The following is a 21,513-nucleotide window of genomic DNA, read 5'->3' as shown; positions in this document are numbered from 1 at the left end:
ACAATGGAACTTTTAGAACAAATCAAAGAAAACGCCAAAAAACAGTGTAAAACAATTGTTCTCCCGGAAGGTACAGAAGAACGGACGATTCAGGCAGCAGACCAGATTATCGGAGAAGGGATCGCTAAGATTATCCTGATCGGTAATCCGGCCGAAATACAGGCTTTAGCTCAAAAACACAATCTGAAAAACATCGGCAAAGCTACCGTTATCGATCCGGAATCACATGCCAAAAAAGAACAATATGCCGATTTATTGGTAGAGCTGCGTAAAAGTAAAGGAATGACCAGAGAACAAGCTTTAAAACTGGTTACAGATCCCCTTTACCTGGCTACTTTGATGATTAAGAGCGGAGATGCAGACGGAGAAGTTGCCGGTGCTAAAAATGCAACAGGCGATGTTTTACGTCCTGCTCTGCAAATTGTAAAGACTTTACCGGGGATTTCCGTCGTTTCAGGTGCCTTCTTGTTGCTGACCAACAAACCCGAATATGGTGAAAACGGTTTAATTGTTTGTGCTGACTGTGCAGTACTTCCTAATCCGACAGCAGAAGAACTGGCACAAATTGCGGTATCTACAGCCGGAACAGCCCGTGCCATTGCCAAAATCGAGCCCCGGGTAGCTATGTTGAGTTTCTCGACGAAAGGTTCTGCCAAAAATGAATTGGTCGACAAAGTGGTAAAAGCAACAGAACTGGCCAAACAAATGGCTCCGGACGTTATGATCGACGGAGAAATGCAGGCCGATGCAGCGCTGGTTCCTTCCGTAGGGGCAAGCAAAGCTCCGGGTAGCCCTGTCGCCGGCAAAGCCAATGTTTTGATTTTCCCTAGTCTGGAAGTTGGAAATATCAGTTATAAATTAGTACAACGTATCGCCGGTATCGAAGCTGTAGGTCCTGTACTTCAGGGGATGGCCGCTCCTATCAACGACCTGTCCAGAGGTTGTTCTGTCAGTGATATCGTCAATCTGGTAGCGATCACAGTAAATCAGGCCGCCGGAATAAATTAACGGAATAAAAACGTTTAATAAAATAGAAATGAATGTTTTAGTATTAAACTGCGGTAGTTCGTCCATCAAGTATCAATTACTGAATATGGATGCAGTACCTGTCGTGCTCGCCAAAGGTATTGTAGAAAAAATCGGTTTGACTTACGGTAGTTTTACTTATAAACCGGAAGGTAAAGACAAAGTAGTCGCCGAGCAACCGATTATGGACCATAGTGTCGGTATGGATCTGATCCTGAAAGCATTGGTTCATCCTGACCATGGAGTATTGAAATCTCTGAACGAAATCGATGCTGTCGGCCATCGTGTTGCACACGGAGGTGAATATTTCTCCGAGAGCGTGAAAATCGACGATGAAGCCAAAGCTAAAATCAAAGCTTTAGGTGAAATCGCTCCTCTGCACAATCCGGCAAACCTGAAAGGGATCGAAACGATGGAAAAATTGCTTCCTTCCGTACCTCAGGTGGCCGTTTTCGATACTTCTTTCCATCAGACTCTGCCTAAAAAAGCTTTCATTTATGGTATTCCTTACGAATATTATGAAGAATACGGAGTCAGAAGATATGGCTTCCACGGTACTTCCCATAAATTTGTAGCAGAGAAAGCATGCCGGATCTTAGGTTGGGATATTACCGAAAAGAAAATCATCACTTGCCATTTGGGTAACGGTGCTTCGATTACGGCGATCGATAAAGGTAAATCGGTCGATACCTCGATGGGATTTACTCCTGTAGCCGGATTAGTGATGGGAACGCGGGCCGGAGATCTGGATTTGGGTGCCCTACTCTATATCTGTGAAAAAGAAGGGCTGGACCTTCCCAAAGCCAACAATTTGATTAATAAGAAATCAGGGGTTCAGGGAATCTCCGGTGTTTCTTCTGACTTCCGCGAATTGCAGGCAGCCATGGAAAAAGGCAACGAAAAAGCGGCCTTGGCTCTCGATGTCTTCTGTTACAATGTGAAGAAATATATCGGAGCTTACGCCGCAGTACTGAACGGTGTAGACTTGATTATCTTCACGGGAGGTATCGGCGAAAACGACAATCTGGTGCGCTGGGAAACCTGTAAGAATATGGACTACCTTGGCATCCAGGTCGACAAACAAAAGAACGAAGTCCGGGGAAAAGATACGATTATCAGCACAGAACAATCGACTACCACGGTGATGACGGTTACTACAGATGAAGAGCTTGTGATCGCTATGGATACAGTAAGATTGAGCTAATCCTTCGGTACATACCGTTTTTACCCCTCTTGCTTATCGGCTCGAGGGGTTTAATATATTCTTTTGCCGCTGATTCCCATCTCATTTTCCGGTATCATTCAGGACCGAATTCAACTCAGAGATGGAGTTGGTAAAAAATACAGACAAAAGAAAAACGGGATCGATAAAATCCCGCTTTCCGATATGATTTTTCTAAAAAAGCTTAGTTGATAGAAGCATCTTTTCCGCCGGTAACACGCAAAGTACGGTCGGATACTCTCAAAGCTGTCTTATAGGTAGCTCCGATTGCAATTTCATATTCACCGCCTTCAGTAAAAGGAATACTTGTCGTTGCAGAGGGGTTCTCTTTATCGGTGACAGACAACTGAACATACGGAAGCCACATATTATCTCCGAACATCATAGAAGAACTTTTGATCCGATACAATAAATAATAGGCTTCTGCATTTTCGACTTTATTCCATTCTGCAGTTACTTTACCATCAGCTCCGGAATAAGAAAATTTTGTCAGCGTAACATTTCCGATTTTTTTATCCGTACCATAAAACTGGAGTTGGCTGACTGCCGAATTGCCTTCGGCATTAAAAGCAGTAACGGTGCATAAACCTTCCTTGATCGTATCCAATGTCGGTGCTGAATAAGCATTGATCTGCATCAAAAAATTTTGGGAGCCTTCCACAGCAGAAAAAGAATAGTTTTTACCATTCAAGGAAGCTGAAGCCGACTTTATTTGTTCATTTCCCTGCACTTGAATTTGCAGCTGATAGCTGTTCCCTTCCTGAAGAATATAAGCCGGTGATGCATAAATGGCGAATTTCTTATCGTTCTTTAAACAGGAACTCATTCCCAATACTAAAGCAGCAGAAACTGCTATTAATTTCAATTTTCCTAATGTTCTCATTCTTAATTGTTTTTTGATAATAATAAAATCTTTTCCCGATATGATAAATTCGCCCGCGAAGATGTAGATTTTTTTTTAATCTTACAAGAAAATAGAAAGATATCTCCATGTAAATGAAACATTTTTGAATCATTTGTGTACAATTTGTTAGAGTATAAAAAAAGGGTATGATACTACAATTTGCTTTTGTTTTAACAGCGATCATCGTCGGTGCCCGTTTAGGAGGTATCGGTTTGGGGGTTATGGGAGGTATCGGTCTGGGAATTTTGACTTTTGTTTTCGGTTTACAACCGACAACCCCTCCTATTGATGTGATGCTGATGATAGTTGCTGTTATTACTGCCGCTGCTTGTATGCAGGCAGCCGGAGGATTGGACCTGATGGTACGCGGAGCCGAGCACCTCTTACGGAAACGTCCCGCCCAAATCACCTTCCTAAGTCCCCTGGTGACCTATTTCTTTTCTTTTGTAGCCGGAACAGGCCATGTCGCTTATTCTGTTCTTCCGGTCATTGCCGAAGTAGCCCGGGAAACCAAAATACGCCCCGAACGTCCTTTAGGAATAGCTGTCATCGCTTCCCAGCAAGCCATTACAGCCAGTCCGATCTCTGCGGCTACCGTTGCCCTTTTGGGACTTTTAACCGGATTCAATATCTCTTTGCTCGATATCCTGATCATTACAATTCCATCCACGCTATGCGGCGTCTTTCTCGGAGCTTTGTATTCGCTAAGGGTAGGTAAAGAATTAGTCGACGATCCCGAATACCAAAGACGTCTGAAGGAAGGTTTATTAGACAACAGCCATTATGAACTCAAAGATATAGGTAATAAACATAAGGCTTTACTTTCTGTTCTTATCTTTGTGATTGCCACTGTTTTCATCGTTATCTTCGGGTCTTTCGACAACCTCCGTCCCTCTCATATTATCGATGGGAAACCGGTCACTGTCGATATGGCTTCTATTATCGAGATCCTGATGTTATCGGCTGCAGCTTTGATTTTATTATTCACGAAAGCCAACGGAATCAAAGCAGCTCAGGGTAGTGTCTTTTCGGCCGGAATGCAAGCCGTTGTCGCGATCTTCGGTATCGCTTGGATGGGTGATACTTTCTTACAAGGAAATATGACCGAACTGAAAGGATCTATCGAGGGAATAGTCACACAAATGCCTTGGTTGTTCGGGATCGCCCTGTTCATCATGTCTATCCTGTTATACAGCCAGGCCGCTACCGTCCGGGCTTTTATGCCCTTGGGGATTGCACTGGGTATTTCACCTTTTTTGTTGATCGCCATGTTTCCGGCTGTAAACGGTTATTTCTTTATTCCCAACTACCCGACAGTTGTCGCGGCCATTAATTTCGACCGGACAGGGACCACCCGTATCGGAAAATATGTCCTGAACCACTCTTTTATGATGCCGGGACTGATCGCTACCATCACCTCCGTCGTGACCGGACTGATTTTGGTACAATTCATTTTCTAAGCATTTTATTGACTTTTAAACCGAATGATATGAAAACACTTAGATTTATTTTCTTATTTGCCACACTCTTTCTGTTTTTACAGGCAGGAAGTTTCGCACAAAAACTGCCTAACATTCACATTCTGGCTACGGGAGGAACCATTGCCGGCACAGGGACCAGTACTACCGGAAGCAGTTACCGGGCCGGTCAGGTTGCGATCAACGAATTAATTTCGGCGGTACCCGAATTGAAAGAGATCGCTAACATCACCGGAGAGCAGATTGTAAAAATCGGTTCCCAGGATATGTCCGACGAAGTTTGGTTGAAACTGGCTCATTATCTGAACGAACTGCTACAAAGAAAAGAGGTGGACGGTGTAGTGATCACCCACGGCACAGATACCATGGAGGAAACGGCCTTTTTCTTAAACCTGACCGTAAAAAGCAATAAACCGGTAGTACTTGTCGGAGCGATGCGTCCGGCAACCTCATTGAGTGCCGACGGTCCGCTGAATCTCTATAATGCCGTCGTTACCGCCGGTGCTTCCGAGTCGGTCGGTCGCGGAGTGATGATCGTGATGAACGGCAGCATCCTGGGTGCCCATGCCGCCACCAAGATGAATACCATCAACGTACAAGCTTTCCAAGCCCCCAATTCCGGAGCTTTAGGGTATGTATTCAATGGAAAAGTACATTATAACCAATCGACCGATAAACTCCATACGCTCCAATCGGTATTCGATGTCACTCATCTGGATAAATTACCTAAAGTAGGTATTGTTTACAGTTATTCCAATGTCGAACCCGAAGCTTTGGATGCATTGATCACCAACAGTTACCAAGGTATCGTCCATGCCGGAGTCGGAAACGGTAATATCCATAAGAATTTGTTCGACAAATTGGTAAATGCCAGTAAACAAGGTATACTGGTGGTACGTTCCAGCCGCGTTCCGACCGGACCGACAACACTCGATGCCGAGGTAGACGATACCAAATACGGTTTTGTGGCTTCACAGGAATTGAATCCTCAAAAAGCCCGGATACTCTTGATGCTGGCTTTGATAAAAACAAAAGATCCACAAGTCATTCAGAATTATTTTAATGCTTATTAAACCGACTCTCTATGAAAAAATGGATATTGTTATGCGGATTATGGACACTCTCCTTTCCGGCCTTGTATGCCCAACACCTGGACATGCAATCTTCTACGGATGCCGGAGGCCCCGCTTTATTCGAACGAGTAACCCGTCTCGAAAAAAAAACGGATGCCTTTAACCTGTACCTGAATATGCAGGGTAGTTTCAATGTATACTTTAATAATGGCAATGAAGAACAAACTTCTTTCCGGATGAATCAGCTCCGGATCGAAGCCAAGGGTAACATCACCGACCGGATTTATTACCGTTATCGTCAGCGTTTAAACCGGGCGAATAATGCCCAATCCTTGGACAACCTACCCACGTCGATCGATTATGCAGCCGTCGGTTTTCATGTTACCGATCAATTTTCCGTATTTGCCGGAAAACAATGTACTGCATTCGGAGGATTCGAATTCGACCTGAACCCGATCGAAGTGTATCAATACTGTGATATGCTGGAATACATGAGTAATTTTTTGACCGGAGTCGATTTTTCATATCGGCTCAACGATCGACATGATTTTCATTTTCAGGTCGTCGATTCACGGAACGGTTCGTTTAAAGAGATGTACGGAAAAGTTCCGGACAACATCGAAGCTTCGAAAGCCCCGCTCGGTTATACGTTAAACTGGAACGGCAGCATGCTGGAAGATAAGTTGAAAACACGTTGGTCTGCCTCTATCTTCCACGAAGCAAAAAAACAGAATTGGTATTATTATGCTTTGGGAACCGAAGTCAATTTAAACCGTTTTATCGGTTTTCTCGACTTTATGTATTCCTCCGAAGACCTCGACCGTACAGGTATCATTTCGGAAATTACCGCTAATGACGGATATGACACCCGGGCCCTGGACACCCGTTACCTATCTCTGGTGCTTCACCTCAACTACCGGGTTCTTCCCAAGCTGAATCTCTTTGCAAAGGGAATGTATGAAACCGCTTCAGTAGAGAAAGCCTCAGACTTACTTGCCAAGGGAAAATACCGGACTTCCTGGGGATATCTGGCCGGAATCGAATATTATCCGATGGAAGAGAACCTCCATTTCTTTCTGAATTACATCGGCCGCTCTTTCCAATATACTGACAAAGCTAAAGTATTCGGAGTCGGTAATAGTAATCCACAACGTATTGAATTAGGATTAGTATACCAGCTTCCTGTATTCTGATCAAATTGTGCGGAGAAATAATCATCCTGTTCTCCGCACAATTATTATCGTGAAATGATTATTTTTGCGGCCTGTAAACCGTGAATATAAAAAATATGAATCAGATCCGATACTTTAGCCTCCTGGGGCTTTTTATTTTGTTGTGCTATGCTGCGCCGGCCTCTTTATGGGTAGATTCCCTCAAAGGACAAACCCTTTTTGAAAAGCTTTCCGGCCTTTCCAAACGCAATCGTTTGCCGCATGTCGATTTAAATACCCGGATCGCTTATCATACCGCCTTATCCAGCCAGTCTACCGAAAAATCGGCTTTTCGGGTAGATTATCTGCGTCTGGAAGTCAGTGGTGACGTCACCGACCGGATCTATTACAAATGGTTGCAGCATCTGAACCGGAGCAATACCCCCGGACAGCTCGACAATATGCCCTCTTCTATCGATTGTCTCGGTGTCGGGTTCCGGATCACTCCTACCGTATCGACTTTTATCGGTAAACAATACGCCGATTTCGGAGGTTTCGAATACGATGCCAATCCGGCAGAAGTTTATGAATATTCGGACCTGGGAAATGAGATCACCTGCTTTCTGGTCGGCGCCAATCTTTGCTGGTGGCTGACACCGACCCAAGAAATCCGTTTCCAGATCGTCGACGGACATTCCGGAAAAGCCGACGACACTTACGGTCCTCTCCCTGAAAAAGTCAAAGCAGCCAAAGCCCCCCTCGGCTATACCCTAAACTGGAACGGCAATTTTCTGAACGAACATTTACTCACCCGCTGTTCTTTTTCTTTATTCCACGAAGGCGAAAAGCAAAATGTCTATTTTCTGGCTTTGGCAGCAGCCTGGGTACAGGAAAGATTCAACCTGTATTTCGATGTGATGTATTCGGCAGAAGATATAGACAAACTGGGTATTATTTCCGGCATTACCTACCGGGAAGATCAACCTGTGCGTGCACAACACAGCGGCTATCTATCTCTGGTGAGCCGTATCAATTACCGTATTTTCCCGAAACTCAACCTGTTTGCCAAAGGGATGTATGAAACGGCTGAAATCAGAAAAAGCAACGGGCTCCTACTATCCGGAAAATACAGAACCACCTGGGGATATCAGGGTGGTATCGAATATTATCCGATGAAAGAAAATCTCCATTTCTTCGCAGCCTACCGGGGGAAACGATACACCTATACGGCTTTGGGAAAAAATTTTCAGGCTTTGGACGAACATCCTCAAACCTTCTCCCTGGGGCTGATTTATAAAATTCCTATTCTATAAATGGCCCACTTTTGAAATTATGGCCACCTTAATTACCCCATCCAGTTTGTTTTCAAAGATATGGTAAGCTTTTCCGATATCCTTCAGCGGGAATCTATGAGTAATGAGAGGAGTCGTATCTATTTTCCCTTCCTCGATTAACCGGAGGATCTCGGCACAATCACAACCGTCAACTCCACCGGTTTTAAAGATCAGGTTCTTACCATACATATCGGGTAAAGGAAGAAGTTGGGGTTTATCGTAAAGAGCTACGATGGTGACAATGGCATTGGGACGGGCACAATCCCATGCCAAACGGAAGGTGTCCGCCCCTCCCGCCACCTCCAACACCACATCGGCTCCACCATGCTCACTGTTTTGAAGTACGAAATTTTTGCAGTCTTCCGGTGTAGTTACCTCTACCTCCGGATAATATTCCTGAATAAAACGGATTCGCTCAGGAGATTTTTCACAAACGATAATACGTTTGGGATGTTTTAGCAGAGTACAAAGTAAGGTACAGACTCCGGTAGGACCGGCACCGATAATAAGGACGGTATCCTCCCGGGAAATCTCCGAAATGCGGGAAGCCCAAAAACCCGTAGCCAGCACATCGCCGACAAACAAAGCCTGTTCGTCACTAACGGTATCGGGAATACGGTTCAATCCCCGGTCGGCATAAGGAACCCGCACATATTCGGCCTGCCCTCCATCGATACGACACCCTAAAGCCCATCCTCCGTCCGGATCGGTGCAATTATTTACATATCCCCGTTTGCAGAAAAAACATTCCCCGCAAAATGTCTCGACATTTACAGTGACCCTGTCTCCGGGCTTGACCGAACCGACATCAATACCGATCTCTTCTACGATACCCACCATTTCGTGCCCGACTGTTATTCCGGGTAGAGCCCGGGGGACACTGCCGTGTTTTATGTGCAGATCACTGGTACAAATACTGCTAAGCGTTACACGTACAATAGCATCACGCGAGTCTTTTATTTGCGGTCTCTGCTTTTCCAGTAATTCGAATTTCCCTTGTTCAATATAGGTGTATGCCAGCATAATGAAAACGTAATTATCATCCTAATATTCTCTCATACTCGAACGGTTCCGGATCGGCCAGCCATTTACGCGCCAGAGAGCGATCCTGAGCAGTAAGGTAGTAAATATTTTCAGCCAGGGTTTGTCGTACTACTTCTTTATCGATATTCACCAAACGGGTACGGATTTTGCCATGCTCGTCTTCTACATCCTTCAGATACACAGGGATTACTTCTTCTTCGAGATTTACCGCAACCATACAACCGGAATGTCCTTCGTCATAAAGTTTTTTCACTCCGATTCCCAAAGTGGTGCAATAAGTCAAATCAAAAGCCGAAGGATCCACACACCTCAAAGAATACCCCACTTCTACCGGACGGCAAATAATATCCAGATTCAGTTCTTTCAACCGGTTTTTAAGTATTTTACTGATCACATGGGCTTTACTCACTTCCGACAATTCAGGATGTCCGTGAGCGTCATAATCGAAAGTGATTCCGGAAGAAGCAATATCTTCATCCTGTAGAAAATGAAAAATTCCTTCACCTACTACAACGACACCGAATTTCTGCCCCACGATCCGGCGTTTGATCATGGAAGATATGATCAGGCGAACAATTTTATCGATCGTAATTTGTGTCTTATTGAACATTTCCGGGATAATGATCATGGAAGCATGTATCCCCTTACCGATCTCGAAAGCCAGGTGGCCGGCTTCCCTTCCCATAGACATCAGTAGATACCAGTTTTGGGTCGTAGATGCCTCTGCTTTTATCACTTTACCGATAGTCACCCCCATTTCTTTGGCGGAAGTAAACCCGAAAGTCGGTATACCTTCCGGCAGAGGCAGGTCATTGTCTATTGTCTTAGGGACATGGATATTCCGGATATTCACCTGATGAGCTGCCAGATATTTCGTCAGTCGGTTAGCCGTCGAAGCGGTATCGTCTCCTCCGATAGTCACCAGCAATTCAATACCTTCTTTTACAAACAAAGCTGTCGTGAAATCCTGGTCTTCCGGTTTAAAACGGCTCATCTTTATGGCAGAGCCTCCACGGCTGTAGATTTGATCGGCTTTTTCATAAGTCAGTTCCTCCACCTCGGGATGTGCAGCAAATAATCCTTTATACCCTTCGTGGATAGCCAAAACCCGGAATCCGTCTTTCAAAAACACTTTGGTTACAGTTGCCACAACTGTATTAATACCCGGTGCCGGTCCTCCGCCACACAGGATTGCGATAGTTCTCATAGTCTTATTTTATTGTTATTGTGCACAGCAAAAATAAATAAAAACGCCGAAAAATGAAGTATCGAAACGTAAGTATAATTAGTTCATAAAATCGACGGACTTTACTAACCGATTTAATTCCAGCACTATTTTTATACTTATTCGTCTTCGGTGATCAGAATAGAAAGAAAAAATATACCTGCCATTTAATAGTTACAGCGGTTTAAGTTTATATCACTTTTCTATGAAATAATAAATGCAGCCTGAATGTTTCAGACTGCATACATTCTATCGGATAAAAATCCTGTTTTCTAAATTTTTGCTTTAATCGCTTTGGAAGCTTCTTCATATCCGGGTTTGTCCAGCAGGGCAAACATATTGTTTTTATAGGCTTCCACTCCTGGTTGGTCGAATGGATTCACGCCCAACATACTTCCGGAGATACCACAAGCCAATTCGAAGAAATAAAACAGTTGCCCGATATACTGAGCGGTTAAAGCCGGCATACAAACCTTCATATTCGGCACTCCGCCGTCGACGTGTGCAATTTGGGTACCCAGTTCGGCCATTTTGTTCACTTCGTCTACCCGTTTCCCGGCCAGAAAATTCAGCTTATCCAGATTAGCGGCATCCGAAGGAATCTGCACCTGATAGTGGGGTTTCCCGACAGAGATTACGGTTTCCATCAACATGCGCACCCCTTGCTGGATATACTGCCCCATGGAATGCAAATCGGTTGTAAAATCAACACCTGCCGGGAAGATACCTTTGTTTTCTTTCCCTTCACTCTCGCCGTAAAGCTGTTTCCACCACTCGGTGATATAGTGCAGTTTCGGATTAAAGTTAGCTAACAATTCCACGGCATATCCTTTCCGGTAAAGAGCTGTCCGGGCCACGGCATATTCCAGGGCGATACTTTTTTCGTCATCGATGCAAGCCTTACGCATTTCTATAGCTCCCTGAACCAATTCTTTGATGTCGAACCCAGCGATAGCGATAGGCAATAATCCCACCGGTGTCAGAACGGAGAAACGTCCTCCTACATTATCCGGGATAACGAAAGTTTTATATCCTTCCTGATCGGCTAATGTACGTAAAGCTCCCTTCGAAGCATCCGTAATCGCCACAATTCGCTTTCCAGCTTCTTCTTTACCTACTTTAGCTTCCAGCAATTCTTTCAATAAACGAAAAGCGATGGCCGGTTCGGTTGTCGTTCCTGATTTCGAAATCACGCAGATACCGAACTCTTTATTCTGAAGGTAGTGAATCAATTCATGGTAATAATCTTCACCGATATTATGACCTGCAAAAATCACTTTCATACCGGTATTTTCATAGTTGTGGAAACTATCTGCCAAAGCCTCGATGACAGCCCGTGCCCCCAGATAAGAGCCTCCGATACCGATAACGACCATTACCTGAGTACGTGCTCTAAGTTCGGCTGCCGTTTTCTCGATATCTGCCAACTGTTCAGAGGTGATTTCTACAGGCAGGTTCAACCATCCTAAAAAATCACTCCCTTTACCGGTTCCCTCTTTCAGGCTTTTCAATGCCTGCCGGGCCTCAGGATACAGGGCAACCATTTCTTCTTTAGTGACGAAATTACAGATTTTACTGTAATCAAACTTAATACTGTCCATAATTCATTATATTACTGTGTAGTTTAATTTCCGAATCACAAATTTACAAAAAAGGTGATCAGATAAGTCATCCTGATATTTTATTTCCCCATCTCTTTTAGCAGATCCCTGATCTTCGATGCCTTTTCATACTCTTCATTCCGGACAGCCTCGTCCAGCATCCGGGTCAATTCCTGAACGGAATAGGGTTGTTGCACGACCTCTTCTTTTTCGGGGGATTCGGTCTGTCCTGTTTCCTGACCGACCGCAATACCGGCCTTTTCCACAATTTCAGGCGTAGAATAAATAGGACAATCATAACGCAAAGCCAAAGCAATGGCATCCGATGTCCGGGAATCTATTTTGATTTGTTGAGTATTTTTCTCAAATAGCAATTCCGAATAAAAAATTCCGGAATCCAGACGATAGATAAAAGCTTCTTTTAAAGTGACTTGCAACGCATCCGCCAACTTCTTGATCAGGTCGTGAGTCAACGGCCGCTGAGTCTGCATCTTTTCAAGCTGAATAGCTATCGACTGTGCTTCAGGCATCCCGATAACGATCGGAATCCGATGCATATCCTGCTCATCGGCTAAAATCAGAGCGTATGCACCGGCCTGCGACATACTATACGACAGACCTAAAACTTTCAGTCTTATCCTATCCATCTTTATCTGTTTTAAAATCTATTGGATTAACGTCGGTTAATCGTTTTAGTTGCGTTTTACTTCTTATTTTTCCGGGGCATATGGCTTAGCTCCCTCAAGCATACATGAGCTAATCCGCCCAAACTGGTTTCCCGGTATTTGGCCTGCATATCCCTCCCGGTTTCCATCATCGTCTTCACCACATCGTCGAAAGAAACCATGTGCCGACCGTCGGAAAACAGGGCGTACAAAGCAGCTTCCCGAGCCTTTTGAGCTACAAAAGCATTCCGTTCGATACAGGGAATCTGTACGTATCCCATCACAGGATCGCAAGTCAGTCCCAAATTATGCTCGAATCCCATTTCGGCAGCATATTCGATCTGCCGGGGAGTACCTCCCCAAATCTGGGTAGCTGCTCCGGCTGCCATTGCACAGGCAGTCCCCAACTCGCCCTGGCATCCCACTTCGGCTCCTGAAATCGAACCGTTACTTTTCACAATATTACCGATCAACCCGGCAGTTGCCAATCCCCGGATAATCCGGTAATCCGGCATCTCCTGATCGTATTTCATGAAATACATCAAAGCCGGCAAAACTCCGGAAGCCCCACAAGTAGGAGCAGTTACCACCCGGCCACCACCGGCATTTTCTTCCGAGACAGCTAAAGCTGCCGCGAAAAGCATACCCATCGGCCGGGAAGACCCGGACGATTGCAGAGCTTTAATATTATAGGAACTTGCTTTCCGGGCCAATTTCAAGGCTCCGGGCAGTACACCCTCCGTCACCAGGCCTTTCTCTACCGTCTCCTGCATCTGTTTCCACACCTCTTCCAGATAAGTGAATATCTCACTTCCCTCGTATTTTTCTACATAATCTACAAAAGTACATCCTTCGTCCAGACACCATTTCATCACCTCGGCCATACTTGTCTCCGGGTAGAGATTTCCGTCGTCGAAAGTACCCAACTCGTCCCACAATGCGCCTCCACCCACACTATATACCTCCCAACTATCAACCGTATTCCCTTGTACAAAAGCCTCGAACAACATCCCATTGGGATGGCGGGGCAGACTGATATCCGGTTTCCAAACGATCTCTACAGCATCGGGACGGTCTATAACCTTCAGAATAGCACTGTCTGTACCATGGCCTTTCCCCGTCAGCGCCAAACTTCCGTAAAGTGTGACCCTGAACTTTTCTGCTCCGGGGTTCTTTTCCAAAAATAATCCGGCAGCACGGCTCGGTCCCATCGTATGACTGGAAGACGGTCCGTATCCGATATTGTAAATCTCACGTATCGATTTCATTTCAATCTGGTTTAATCAAACTATATTTTAAACAGTTCGGCAACAGCTTTCCTGTTTAGTGTAAAATAAAAAAATAGCAGGCCTGTAAGCCGGGTTCTGTACCTTACGGTTTCTATCATTTATCTACTCTGCAAATCACTTTGCAGCTCTAGCAGCCTACCCCCCGGCATCGATCGGGCTAATCGAATGCGCCGGTATACATGGCCTTGCAACTCGTGAGACGTACGGCTACCACAGTTACCTGCAGTACCGGTGGGCTCTTACCCCACCTTTTCACCCTTATTTCAAGCGAAAACGAATCTTCGTGAAACGGTTTTTTTCTGTTACGTTACTATGCCCTCACGAACATCTTCCCGTTAAGAAGCACGATGCCCTGTGTTGCCCGGACTTTCCTCTTTCCCCGAAGGGACAGCGATAGAACGGCCTGCTATTTTATCTGATTCGTTTTTCACGAATTAATTCATAATCGGATCTTTGGGAAAATTAGCCCAAATCCGGTAACGTCCTCCCAATCCGCTCATCGAAGCTTCCCATAAATTATCGTTAGGAATTTCGAAAAAACGCGCAGGAGTAATATCCCCTACCATCCACGAATTCTCATCCAACTCCCGATCCAGTTGACCGGCATCCCAGCCACTATATCCGGCAAAAAAGCGAACTTCCCCCGGCTGTATTTTCCCCTCCTGCAACAAACGAGTCAGTTTCGAGAAATCGCCCCCCCAATAGATACCCGGCACAATTTGCAAAGCATCTTCAACTTCTGCATGATTATGAAGATAATACAGTTGATTTTGTTCGACAGGGCCACCGATATAGACAGGATATTCCAATCCGGCTAATTCCGTAACCAGATCCGAAGTGGTGTAAGCCATCGGCTTATTCAAAACAAAACCGATACTTCCCTTTTCGTCATGTTCTACCATAAAAATAACGGACCGGGAAAAATATTTCCCTTGCAGAAATGGTTCGGCAATCAAAATATTGCCAATCTCCACTTTTTTACGATTCCTTCTTATTTTAAATAAATCCTGAAATTGTTCGTCCACAATAATTCGTATTTTTACGAGCCAAAAATAACAAATTATTTTGTGATGCCGAGAATATTCACGGTCATACTTTTTATATTTTGCATAAATTGTCTGTCGGCCCAACAAAAAGAAGTCGTCCGTTCCATCTTCTGGAAAGGTGATACCCTCCCTCATGTTTGGCTGGAAGAAGTCAGTGTCCGGCAGAAAAATAAAAATGCCGGCTGGTTTCAGCGTCAGCACCGGCGGCAAACCCGGTTGGAATATAATGTCCGGAAAGTATATCCCTATGCCCGGATAGCTGCCGGTAAAGTCAATGAGATCGAACAGAAACTGTCGGCCGTCACCCGGGAAGCCGATCGTAAAAAGATCATCAAGGAAGAATACAACCAGCTGATGAAAACGTTCAAGGCCCCCCTGATGAAACTCAGCATTACCCAGGGACGGATTTTGATCCGATTAATCTACCGGGAAACCAGCCACACTTCTTTCGCGCACATCCGGGAATACCGGGGGACGGTAAATGCCTACTTTTGGCAATCGATCGCTTTAATCTTCGGAAATAACCTGAAAGCAGCCTATGATCCGCAAGGCGAAGATGCCGAAATCGAGGAAATTGTACAAAAAATCCTGTCAGAATCCAAAAGGTAAAAAGTTTTTCTAACTTTGCATAGATTGTTCAGCCCAATTATCGGCGCATTAACAAATTGTAAAACGATGACATTCGAAGAGATCAGGAAAGATATCAAGGCCCGGAAATATAAACCCATCTATTTTCTATGCGGTGAGGAACCTTTTTTTATCGACCGGTTGACTGCATTACTCGAAAATACCGTGCTGACCGAGGATGAAAAGGCATTTAACCAAACTGTTTTATATGGGAACGATGTATCGATGAGTACGATCACCGATACCGCCCGCCGTTTTCCAATGATGTCCGAACGACAGGTGGTCATTGTCCGGGAAGCTCAGAATATCCGGGACTTCGACAATCTATTACCTTATATCGATCATTACCAAAATTCGACCATTCTGGTCCTGGCGTATAAAAATAAGAAACCGGACAAACGTAAGGGAGTATTTAAAAAACTCGGGAATACTCCCCATTGTATTTATTTCGAATCGGCCAAACTTTATGACAACAAGATTCCGGAATGGATCATCGGTTATTGTAAAGAAAAATCATATGGAATCACGACTAAAGCAGCCGGTATCCTGGCCGAAAGCTTGGGAACCGATCTGAGCCGGGTAGCGAATGAAATCGATAAGCTGGTACTGCTTTTACCTCAGGGAGGTGAAATACAGGAATCTCTGGTCGAGGAACATACAGGAATCAGTAAAGACTTCAATAGTTTCGAGCTCCTGAGTGCCATAATTCGTAAGGATTTCCTAAAAGCCAATCAGATTGTGAACTACTTTGAAGCCAACCCGAAAAACAATCCCCTGGTATTGACCATCACCACCCTTTTCAGGTATTTCCTGAACCTGCTGACCTATCACTATCAGAAAAAAACGACGCCCAATACTCAGGAAATGGCCAGGTTATTAGGTGTACATCCTTTTTTTATGAAAGACTATATCGACGGAGGTAAAATCTATAATGCCATGAAATGTGCAACCACGATCTCCTTGCTGCGGGAATACGACATGAAATCCAAAGGGGTAGGTAATGCGAATATTTCGGACGGAGAATTACTGAAAGAGCTGATATTCAAAATCATGCATTAATATTCCCGGACAAGTAACTATAATCATCCCAAGAACGTATTAAACCATATGAAAAGAACAACTACTTCAATATCGACCCAACCTTTGAATAAAGCCGTATTTTTGGACCGGGACGGCACGATCAATTCGGACGAAGGACATTATTATATATACAAACCGGAGGACTTTGTATTCAATCCGGGAGTCATCGAAGGCTTGAAACGTCTTCAGAAAGCCGGTTATCTTTTGATCGTCATCACCAATCAGGGAGGAATCGCTAAAGGGATATATACCCGGGAAGATATGTTCAAAGTACACGAAAAGATGTGTGCCGAATTGGAAAAGCATGGAGTGACCCTGACTAAGATCTATTATTGTCCCCACCATGAAAGCATAAAAACCTGTGTTTGCCGGAAACCTTCTCCTTATATGGTCAACCTGGCCATCGAAGAATTCCATATCGATAAGAAGCGATCCTGGTTTATCGGGGATAGCTCAAAGGATGTAAAATGTGCTGAAGATGCCGGAGTTAAACCGTTACGTATTCACAAAAATCAGGATATCACACCGGTCATCGATCAAATATTGAAATCGAAAGATTCATTCTAAGTCCGAAAAATTCCAGGACTACCTCTAAAATTAAGTAAAAAATAACAGATCGGGCTTGGGATTTAAGCGGGAATTGAGTAATTTCGCTCAATTTTTAAAAATCCACAGCATATGGCTCATTACATTAAAGAAGTATCACGTACATTTGGAGAATATCTGTTAATTCCGTCACTCACCACCAAAGAGTGTACTCCTGACAATGTTTCCTTGAAAACGCCGGTTGTCAAATTCCGTCAAGGGGAAACCTCGAAAATACAATTGAACATTCCGTTTGTATCTGCAGTGATGCAGGCAGTCTCCGACGACGGTCTGGCTATTGCCTTAGCCCGTAACGGAGGTTTGTCGTTTATTTTCGGTTCTCAACCTATCGAAAGTCAGGCCGAGATGGTAAGGCGGGTAAAGAAATTCAAAGCCGGATTTGTAGTGAGTGATTCTAATTTACGTCCCGATTGTACCCTACAGGATGTTGTTCGCTTAAAGGAACAAACCGGACACGCCAGTGTCGCCATTACGGATGACGGAACCCCTAATGGAAAATTATTAGGTATGATTACAAGCCGGGATTATCGGTTGAAAACAGATCCGTTAGATAAACCGGTAGTTGATTTCATGACTCCTTTCGAAAATCTGATTGTAGGAAAGTTGGGGCTGACTTTAAGTGAAGCCAATACGATCATCTGGGATCATAAGTTGAATTGCCTTCCGATTATAGACGACAATCAAAGACTTCAATATTTTGTCTTCCGCAAAGACTACGACAATCATATAGAAAATCCCAATGAATTGCTCGACAGCCATAAAAAACTGATGGTCGGAGCCGGAATTAACAGCCGCGACTTTAAAGAACGGGTACCTGCCTTGGTAGATGCCGGAGTAGATGTGCTGGTAGTAGATTCTTCCGACGGTTTTTCGGAATGGCAATACGAAACGATCCGCTGGATTAAAGAAACGTATAACGAAGAAGTCAAGGTAGGCGGTGGTAATGTGGTGGATAAAGAAGGATTCTTATATCTGGTGAAAGCCGGAGCCGATTTTGTAAAAGTAGGGATCGGCGGTGGTTCTATCTGTATCACTCGTGAGCAAAAAGGGATCGGCCGGGGACAGGCGACTGCTCTGATCGAAGTATGCCAGGCTCGTCAGGAATATTTCGAACAAACCGGTATTTATATTCCGATCTGTTCCGACGGAGGACTTGTACATGACTATCACATGACCTTAGCATTGGCCATGGGCGCCGACTTCCTGATGATGGGACGCTACTTTGCCCGCTTCGACGAGAGTCCGAGTAAAAAACTGGCTATCGGTAATAGCTATGTGAAAGAATATTGGGGAGAAGGATCCAACCGTGCTCAAAACTGGCAACGCTACGATATGGGAGGAAACAGTAAAGCTGCCCTGAAATTCGAAGAAGGGGTCGACAGTTATGTTCCATATGCCGGAAAAATGAAAGACAATCTGGAAATCACCCTGGGCAAAATCAAATCGACCATGTGTAGCTGTGGTTCCGTTACGATTCCTCAATTACAGGAAAGAGCAAAAATCACCTTGGTGTCCTCTACTTCTATTGTCGAAGGAGGAGCACACGATGTAATTCTGAAAGATACCAAGATTCAATAACAAATCAGGGATGCCACAAAATGGGTGGCTTCATTGACTGGAGTCAGATTTAAATAACCGGATTTTATCCGGTTATTTTTATATACGGCCGGATAGAGCTGTTGCAAATGCCTGTGCTCCTGCCAGGCCTCCCCCGCTTTGGCATAATAACGAACCGTGAACTCTCCTTCCGCATGTTCGTCCAAATATCGCCGGCTCAACATAAGGGCGACTATTCCCATATTATAACGCAGATTGATTTCCAGGCAAGGTTGCACTCTATACTTTCCCGCAGAGTCGGAATAAATCATCATATCTATCCCTAAATATCCCCGGTAATCGGGCAAAATCCCGGCAATCATATCCGGCAATTCCTGTTTCAGCGACTGCAACTTTTCTTCTCCTAATTTACTTCCCAGTAATTGCTCAATATACGCTTGAGCTCCCAGATAATTCCCGCGATATTCACCGTTCAGGCCGGTAGAAAATACCGACCATCCGATAAATTCCACCCCTTGCCTTCCTGCACAAAACTCCATGGCAAAATCCAGTACCTTATTCAATTTTTTTTCCAACATAACATACCCCTGCCGTTTCAATATCCCGTGTAATCGTTCTTTCTCTTTCACAGCAATAGGTTTTCCGAGTACCAGAATACCTTTCCCCGAAGAAGACCAGGGCGCTTTCACCAGGTATTTTCCGGTTTTCATTTTCTGTTCGATCTCTTCGATAGAATAACCTGTCTCCGGAATCACTTCCTTTTCCAGATCAGGAATCAAACCGAACAAACGAATCAACCCTTCCCGGGCTTTCCTGCGGCTATACCACTCTTTTCGTTCCGTCTTCCACTCCTCCCCCATCCCCCGTTCGGCCAGCCAATGGCACATTTTCGGACTCCATCCCCACGGTTCCCCTTTCACCTCTCCCAAAATCCCGGCTTCTGCCTCCTGAATAAAACCGGCCTTCAAATGCAAAGGCTCATAAACCGATGCCATAAATGCCGGATCCGGTAAATTCCTGACTAAGACCCAATCATCTTCCGATTCTCCCAGAAATACAGGTAAAACCGCCAAATCTTCAGCCATGGTCACCACATTAGCCGGAGGCATATAGTATTTACTTCCATTGGCAATCGCCATCTCACAATCCGGATTGAATATCCAAAGCCTTTTCCTGTTTTCCATCGACCTGATCTGTTTCTCCCTGCAAATATAAATAAAACGCCGTTTTTTTCTAAAAAGATCAACCGAAACCCCGGCATAGCTAAACCTTTCTCCGCCGATTAGCGAAAACGAAGTCAGGTTTCGAAATTTCAAGTCAGGACCCAATTTTCACTATGCCCATCAAAGTGGTCGGAGTTATTGTAAAAATGACTCTTTTAAATCACCTCTCCCTTCCTCATTCAGCCCTGTGTTTATTGTGATTTTCATTATAAACCGACGACGACTTATTGTATTTATACCCATATACAAACAACTATATATCAATAAATTGCAATTAAATTTTGCAATCAAATACTTGCTTTTAAAAGATAAAGTCCGTAAGTTTATCCTACAAAAAAGAACCGTTATAATGGAAAAACAAACCGGAAATACCCGATTCATGCAGACCTTTGTTTCTACCGATTGTGTCATATTCGGTTTTGACCGGAATCAACTGCATGTATTACTTGTTGAACGAAACACGCTTTCTGCTAACGAAGGGCATCTGAAATTACCGGGAAGCCTGATCTATCAGGAAGAAGACGCCGATAGTGCAGCCGCGAGGGTACTGAGTGAACTTACAGGTATCAAAAAAATGGTACTGAAACAGTTCAAAAGTTTTACTTCTTTGCAACGGACGTCTAACCCGGCAGACACCCTTTGGTTGCAACAAGAATATCACAATCAGATCGACCGCCTGATTACGATCGCTTATTTGTCTATCTGTAAAATCGACCGGAAATTGCATACGGTATCCAAATACAAAAAAGTTGTTTGGTACCCCGTAAGTGAACTTCCTTCTCTTCCGTTTGATCACAATCAAATTGTCGAAGAAGCTTTACAAGCAATCCGCAATTGGGGGGAGCACGAACCTTCTATCCTGTTCGGATTACTCCCCACAAAATTTACGGCTTCTGCCTTGCGCCATTTATATGAAGCTGTCTATCACAAAAAATGTGATGTCCGTAATTTTCAGAAAAAAATGGCAGGAATGGAATATGTGATTCCTTTAGAAGAAAAGGAACAGAGAGTAGCCCATCGGGCTGCCCGGTTATTTAGATTCGACCGGATATTGTACAAAAAACGTAATGTAAGTATTTAAAATCGATGTAGCCATGTATTTAATAGGTTATGATATCGGCAGCTCTTCCGTAAAAGCTTGCCTGATCGACGCAGTCACCGGACAAATGATTGCCTCTGATTTTTTCCCGAAAACAGAAATGCCCATTTCTGCCAGACACCCCGGTTGGGCGGAACAAGATCCGGAAATGTGGTGGAATAATTTAAAAAAAGCCCACAATTCGGTTATGCAACAGGCCCATATAGCAGGAACTGAGATTAAAGCTATCGGAATATCCTGGCAGATGCATGGCCTGGTATTGG

General features: G+C 44.3%; 20 protein-coding genes and 1 other RNA gene. 12 read left to right on the top strand and 9 right to left on the bottom strand.

Annotated elements, in window-relative coordinates:
- Positions 1-3: 3 nt before the first annotated feature.
- On the top strand, positions 4-1,008 hold the full coding sequence (gene pta / locus WS42_RS08655; RefSeq protein ID WP_013610991.1) for a phosphate acetyltransferase: 1,005 nt from the start codon (positions 4-6) through the stop codon (positions 1,006-1,008).
- A gap of 28 nt (positions 1,009-1,036) precedes the next feature.
- Positions 1,037-2,230 (top strand): acetate/propionate family kinase, encoded by a 1,194-nt coding sequence (locus WS42_RS08650; protein ID WP_013610990.1) that lies wholly within the window; start codon positions 1,037-1,039, stop codon positions 2,228-2,230.
- 202 nt (positions 2,231-2,432) lie between these two features.
- On the opposite strand, the gene WS42_RS08645 is transcribed toward WS42_RS08650, so the two are convergent.
- Complete coding sequence (locus tag WS42_RS08645) at positions 2,433-3,131, bottom strand: hypothetical protein (protein WP_022160293.1); 699 nt, start codon at positions 3,129-3,131, stop codon at positions 2,433-2,435.
- Between the two features lie 167 nt (positions 3,132-3,298).
- On the opposite strand from WS42_RS08645, the gene WS42_RS08640 reads away from it, so the two are divergent.
- The 4 genes from WS42_RS08640 (at position 3,299) to WS42_RS08625 (ending at position 8,167) form a co-directional block, all read left to right on the top strand.
- Positions 3,299-4,612, top strand: a complete 1,314-nt coding sequence (locus WS42_RS08640; protein WP_013610988.1) for an anaerobic C4-dicarboxylate transporter family protein — start codon at positions 3,299-3,301, stop codon at positions 4,610-4,612.
- A 29-nt stretch (positions 4,613-4,641) separates the two neighbouring features.
- Complete coding sequence (gene ansB, locus WS42_RS08635; protein WP_022160294.1) at positions 4,642-5,703, top strand: L-asparaginase 2; 1,062 nt, start codon at positions 4,642-4,644, stop codon at positions 5,701-5,703.
- An 11-nt stretch (positions 5,704-5,714) separates the two neighbouring features.
- Positions 5,715-6,896 (top strand): porin, encoded by a 1,182-nt coding sequence (locus tag WS42_RS08630; protein WP_022160295.1) that lies wholly within the window; start codon positions 5,715-5,717, stop codon positions 6,894-6,896.
- A 95-nt stretch (positions 6,897-6,991) separates the two neighbouring features.
- The gene (locus WS42_RS08625) at positions 6,992-8,167 is read left to right on the top strand and encodes a porin (RefSeq protein ID WP_022160296.1); all 1,176 of its coding nucleotides are present in this window, start codon (positions 6,992-6,994) and stop codon (positions 8,165-8,167) included.
- On the opposite strand, the gene WS42_RS08620 is transcribed toward WS42_RS08625, so the two are convergent.
- From WS42_RS08620 to WS42_RS08595, 7 genes are all read right to left on the bottom strand, one after another.
- The gene (locus tag WS42_RS08620) at positions 8,162-9,211 is read right to left on the bottom strand and encodes an alcohol dehydrogenase (RefSeq protein ID WP_046404409.1); all 1,050 of its coding nucleotides are present in this window, start codon (positions 9,209-9,211) and stop codon (positions 8,162-8,164) included. The genes WS42_RS08625 and WS42_RS08620 overlap by 6 nt on opposite strands.
- A 16-nt stretch (positions 9,212-9,227) precedes the next feature.
- Positions 9,228-10,439 (bottom strand): 6-phosphofructokinase, encoded by a 1,212-nt coding sequence (locus WS42_RS08615; protein WP_013610983.1) that lies wholly within the window; start codon positions 10,437-10,439, stop codon positions 9,228-9,230.
- Between the two features lie 290 nt (positions 10,440-10,729).
- A complete protein-coding gene (locus WS42_RS08610) occupies positions 10,730-12,058 on the bottom strand; it encodes a glucose-6-phosphate isomerase (protein WP_046406031.1) in 1,329 nt (442 codons plus the stop codon).
- Positions 12,059-12,138: 80 nt separating this feature from the next.
- The gene (locus tag WS42_RS08605; RefSeq protein ID WP_046406030.1) at positions 12,139-12,705 is read right to left on the bottom strand and encodes a bifunctional nuclease family protein; all 567 of its coding nucleotides are present in this window, start codon (positions 12,703-12,705) and stop codon (positions 12,139-12,141) included.
- Between the two features lie 56 nt (positions 12,706-12,761).
- Positions 12,762-13,991, bottom strand: a complete 1,230-nt coding sequence (locus tag WS42_RS08600) for an L-serine ammonia-lyase (protein WP_013610980.1) — start codon at positions 13,989-13,991, stop codon at positions 12,762-12,764.
- Positions 13,992-14,060: 69 nt separating this feature from the next.
- Positions 14,061-14,422: RNase P RNA component class A (gene rnpB / locus WS42_RS08695), an RNA gene on the bottom strand.
- A 24-nt stretch (positions 14,423-14,446) separates the two neighbouring features.
- Complete coding sequence (locus WS42_RS08595) at positions 14,447-15,037, bottom strand: YqgE/AlgH family protein (RefSeq protein ID WP_013610979.1); 591 nt, start codon at positions 15,035-15,037, stop codon at positions 14,447-14,449.
- 45 nt (positions 15,038-15,082) lie between these two features.
- On the opposite strand from WS42_RS08595, the gene WS42_RS08590 reads away from it, so the two are divergent.
- The 4 genes from WS42_RS08590 to WS42_RS08575 all read left to right on the top strand — a co-directional run bounded on the left by WS42_RS08590 (position 15,083) and on the right by WS42_RS08575 (position 18,949).
- The gene (locus tag WS42_RS08590) at positions 15,083-15,667 is read left to right on the top strand and encodes a DUF4294 domain-containing protein (RefSeq protein WP_013610978.1); all 585 of its coding nucleotides are present in this window, start codon (positions 15,083-15,085) and stop codon (positions 15,665-15,667) included.
- Between the two features lie 66 nt (positions 15,668-15,733).
- Entirely contained in the window at positions 15,734-16,744 is a 1,011-nt protein-coding gene (gene holA, locus WS42_RS08585) for a DNA polymerase III subunit delta (RefSeq protein WP_013610977.1), read from the top strand.
- A gap of 48 nt (positions 16,745-16,792) precedes the next feature.
- Positions 16,793-17,332, top strand: coding sequence for a D-glycero-alpha-D-manno-heptose-1,7-bisphosphate 7-phosphatase (locus tag WS42_RS08580; protein WP_013610976.1), 540 nt, complete (start codon positions 16,793-16,795; stop codon positions 17,330-17,332).
- Between the two features lie 111 nt (positions 17,333-17,443).
- On the top strand, positions 17,444-18,949 hold the full coding sequence (locus WS42_RS08575) for an IMP dehydrogenase (protein WP_013610975.1): 1,506 nt from the start codon (positions 17,444-17,446) through the stop codon (positions 18,947-18,949).
- Here the strand turns inward: WS42_RS08575 and WS42_RS08570 are convergent.
- Positions 18,943-20,112 carry a hypothetical protein gene (locus WS42_RS08570; RefSeq protein ID WP_146752584.1) on the bottom strand — a complete coding sequence of 390 codons (1,170 nt, stop codon included), beginning with the start codon at positions 20,110-20,112 and terminating at the stop codon, positions 18,943-18,945. The genes WS42_RS08575 and WS42_RS08570 overlap by 7 nt on opposite strands.
- 388 nt (positions 20,113-20,500) lie before the next feature.
- Between WS42_RS08570 and WS42_RS08565 the strand changes: the two genes are divergently transcribed.
- Both WS42_RS08565 and WS42_RS08560 read left to right on the top strand, forming a co-directional pair.
- Positions 20,501-21,232 carry an NUDIX hydrolase gene (locus tag WS42_RS08565; RefSeq protein WP_046404422.1) on the top strand — a complete coding sequence of 244 codons (732 nt, stop codon included), beginning with the start codon at positions 20,501-20,503 and terminating at the stop codon, positions 21,230-21,232.
- A gap of 13 nt (positions 21,233-21,245) precedes the next feature.
- Positions 21,246-21,513 (top strand): FGGY family carbohydrate kinase (locus tag WS42_RS08560; protein ID WP_046450982.1); only part of this gene is annotated, 268 nt, incomplete at its 3' end.

It is taken from the genome of Odoribacter sp. N54.MGS-14, from assembly GCF_000980295.1.
Lineage (GTDB): Bacteria > Bacteroidota > Bacteroidia > Bacteroidales > Marinifilaceae > Odoribacter > Odoribacter splanchnicus.
This window is presented reverse-complemented; position numbering and strand designations above follow the sequence as displayed.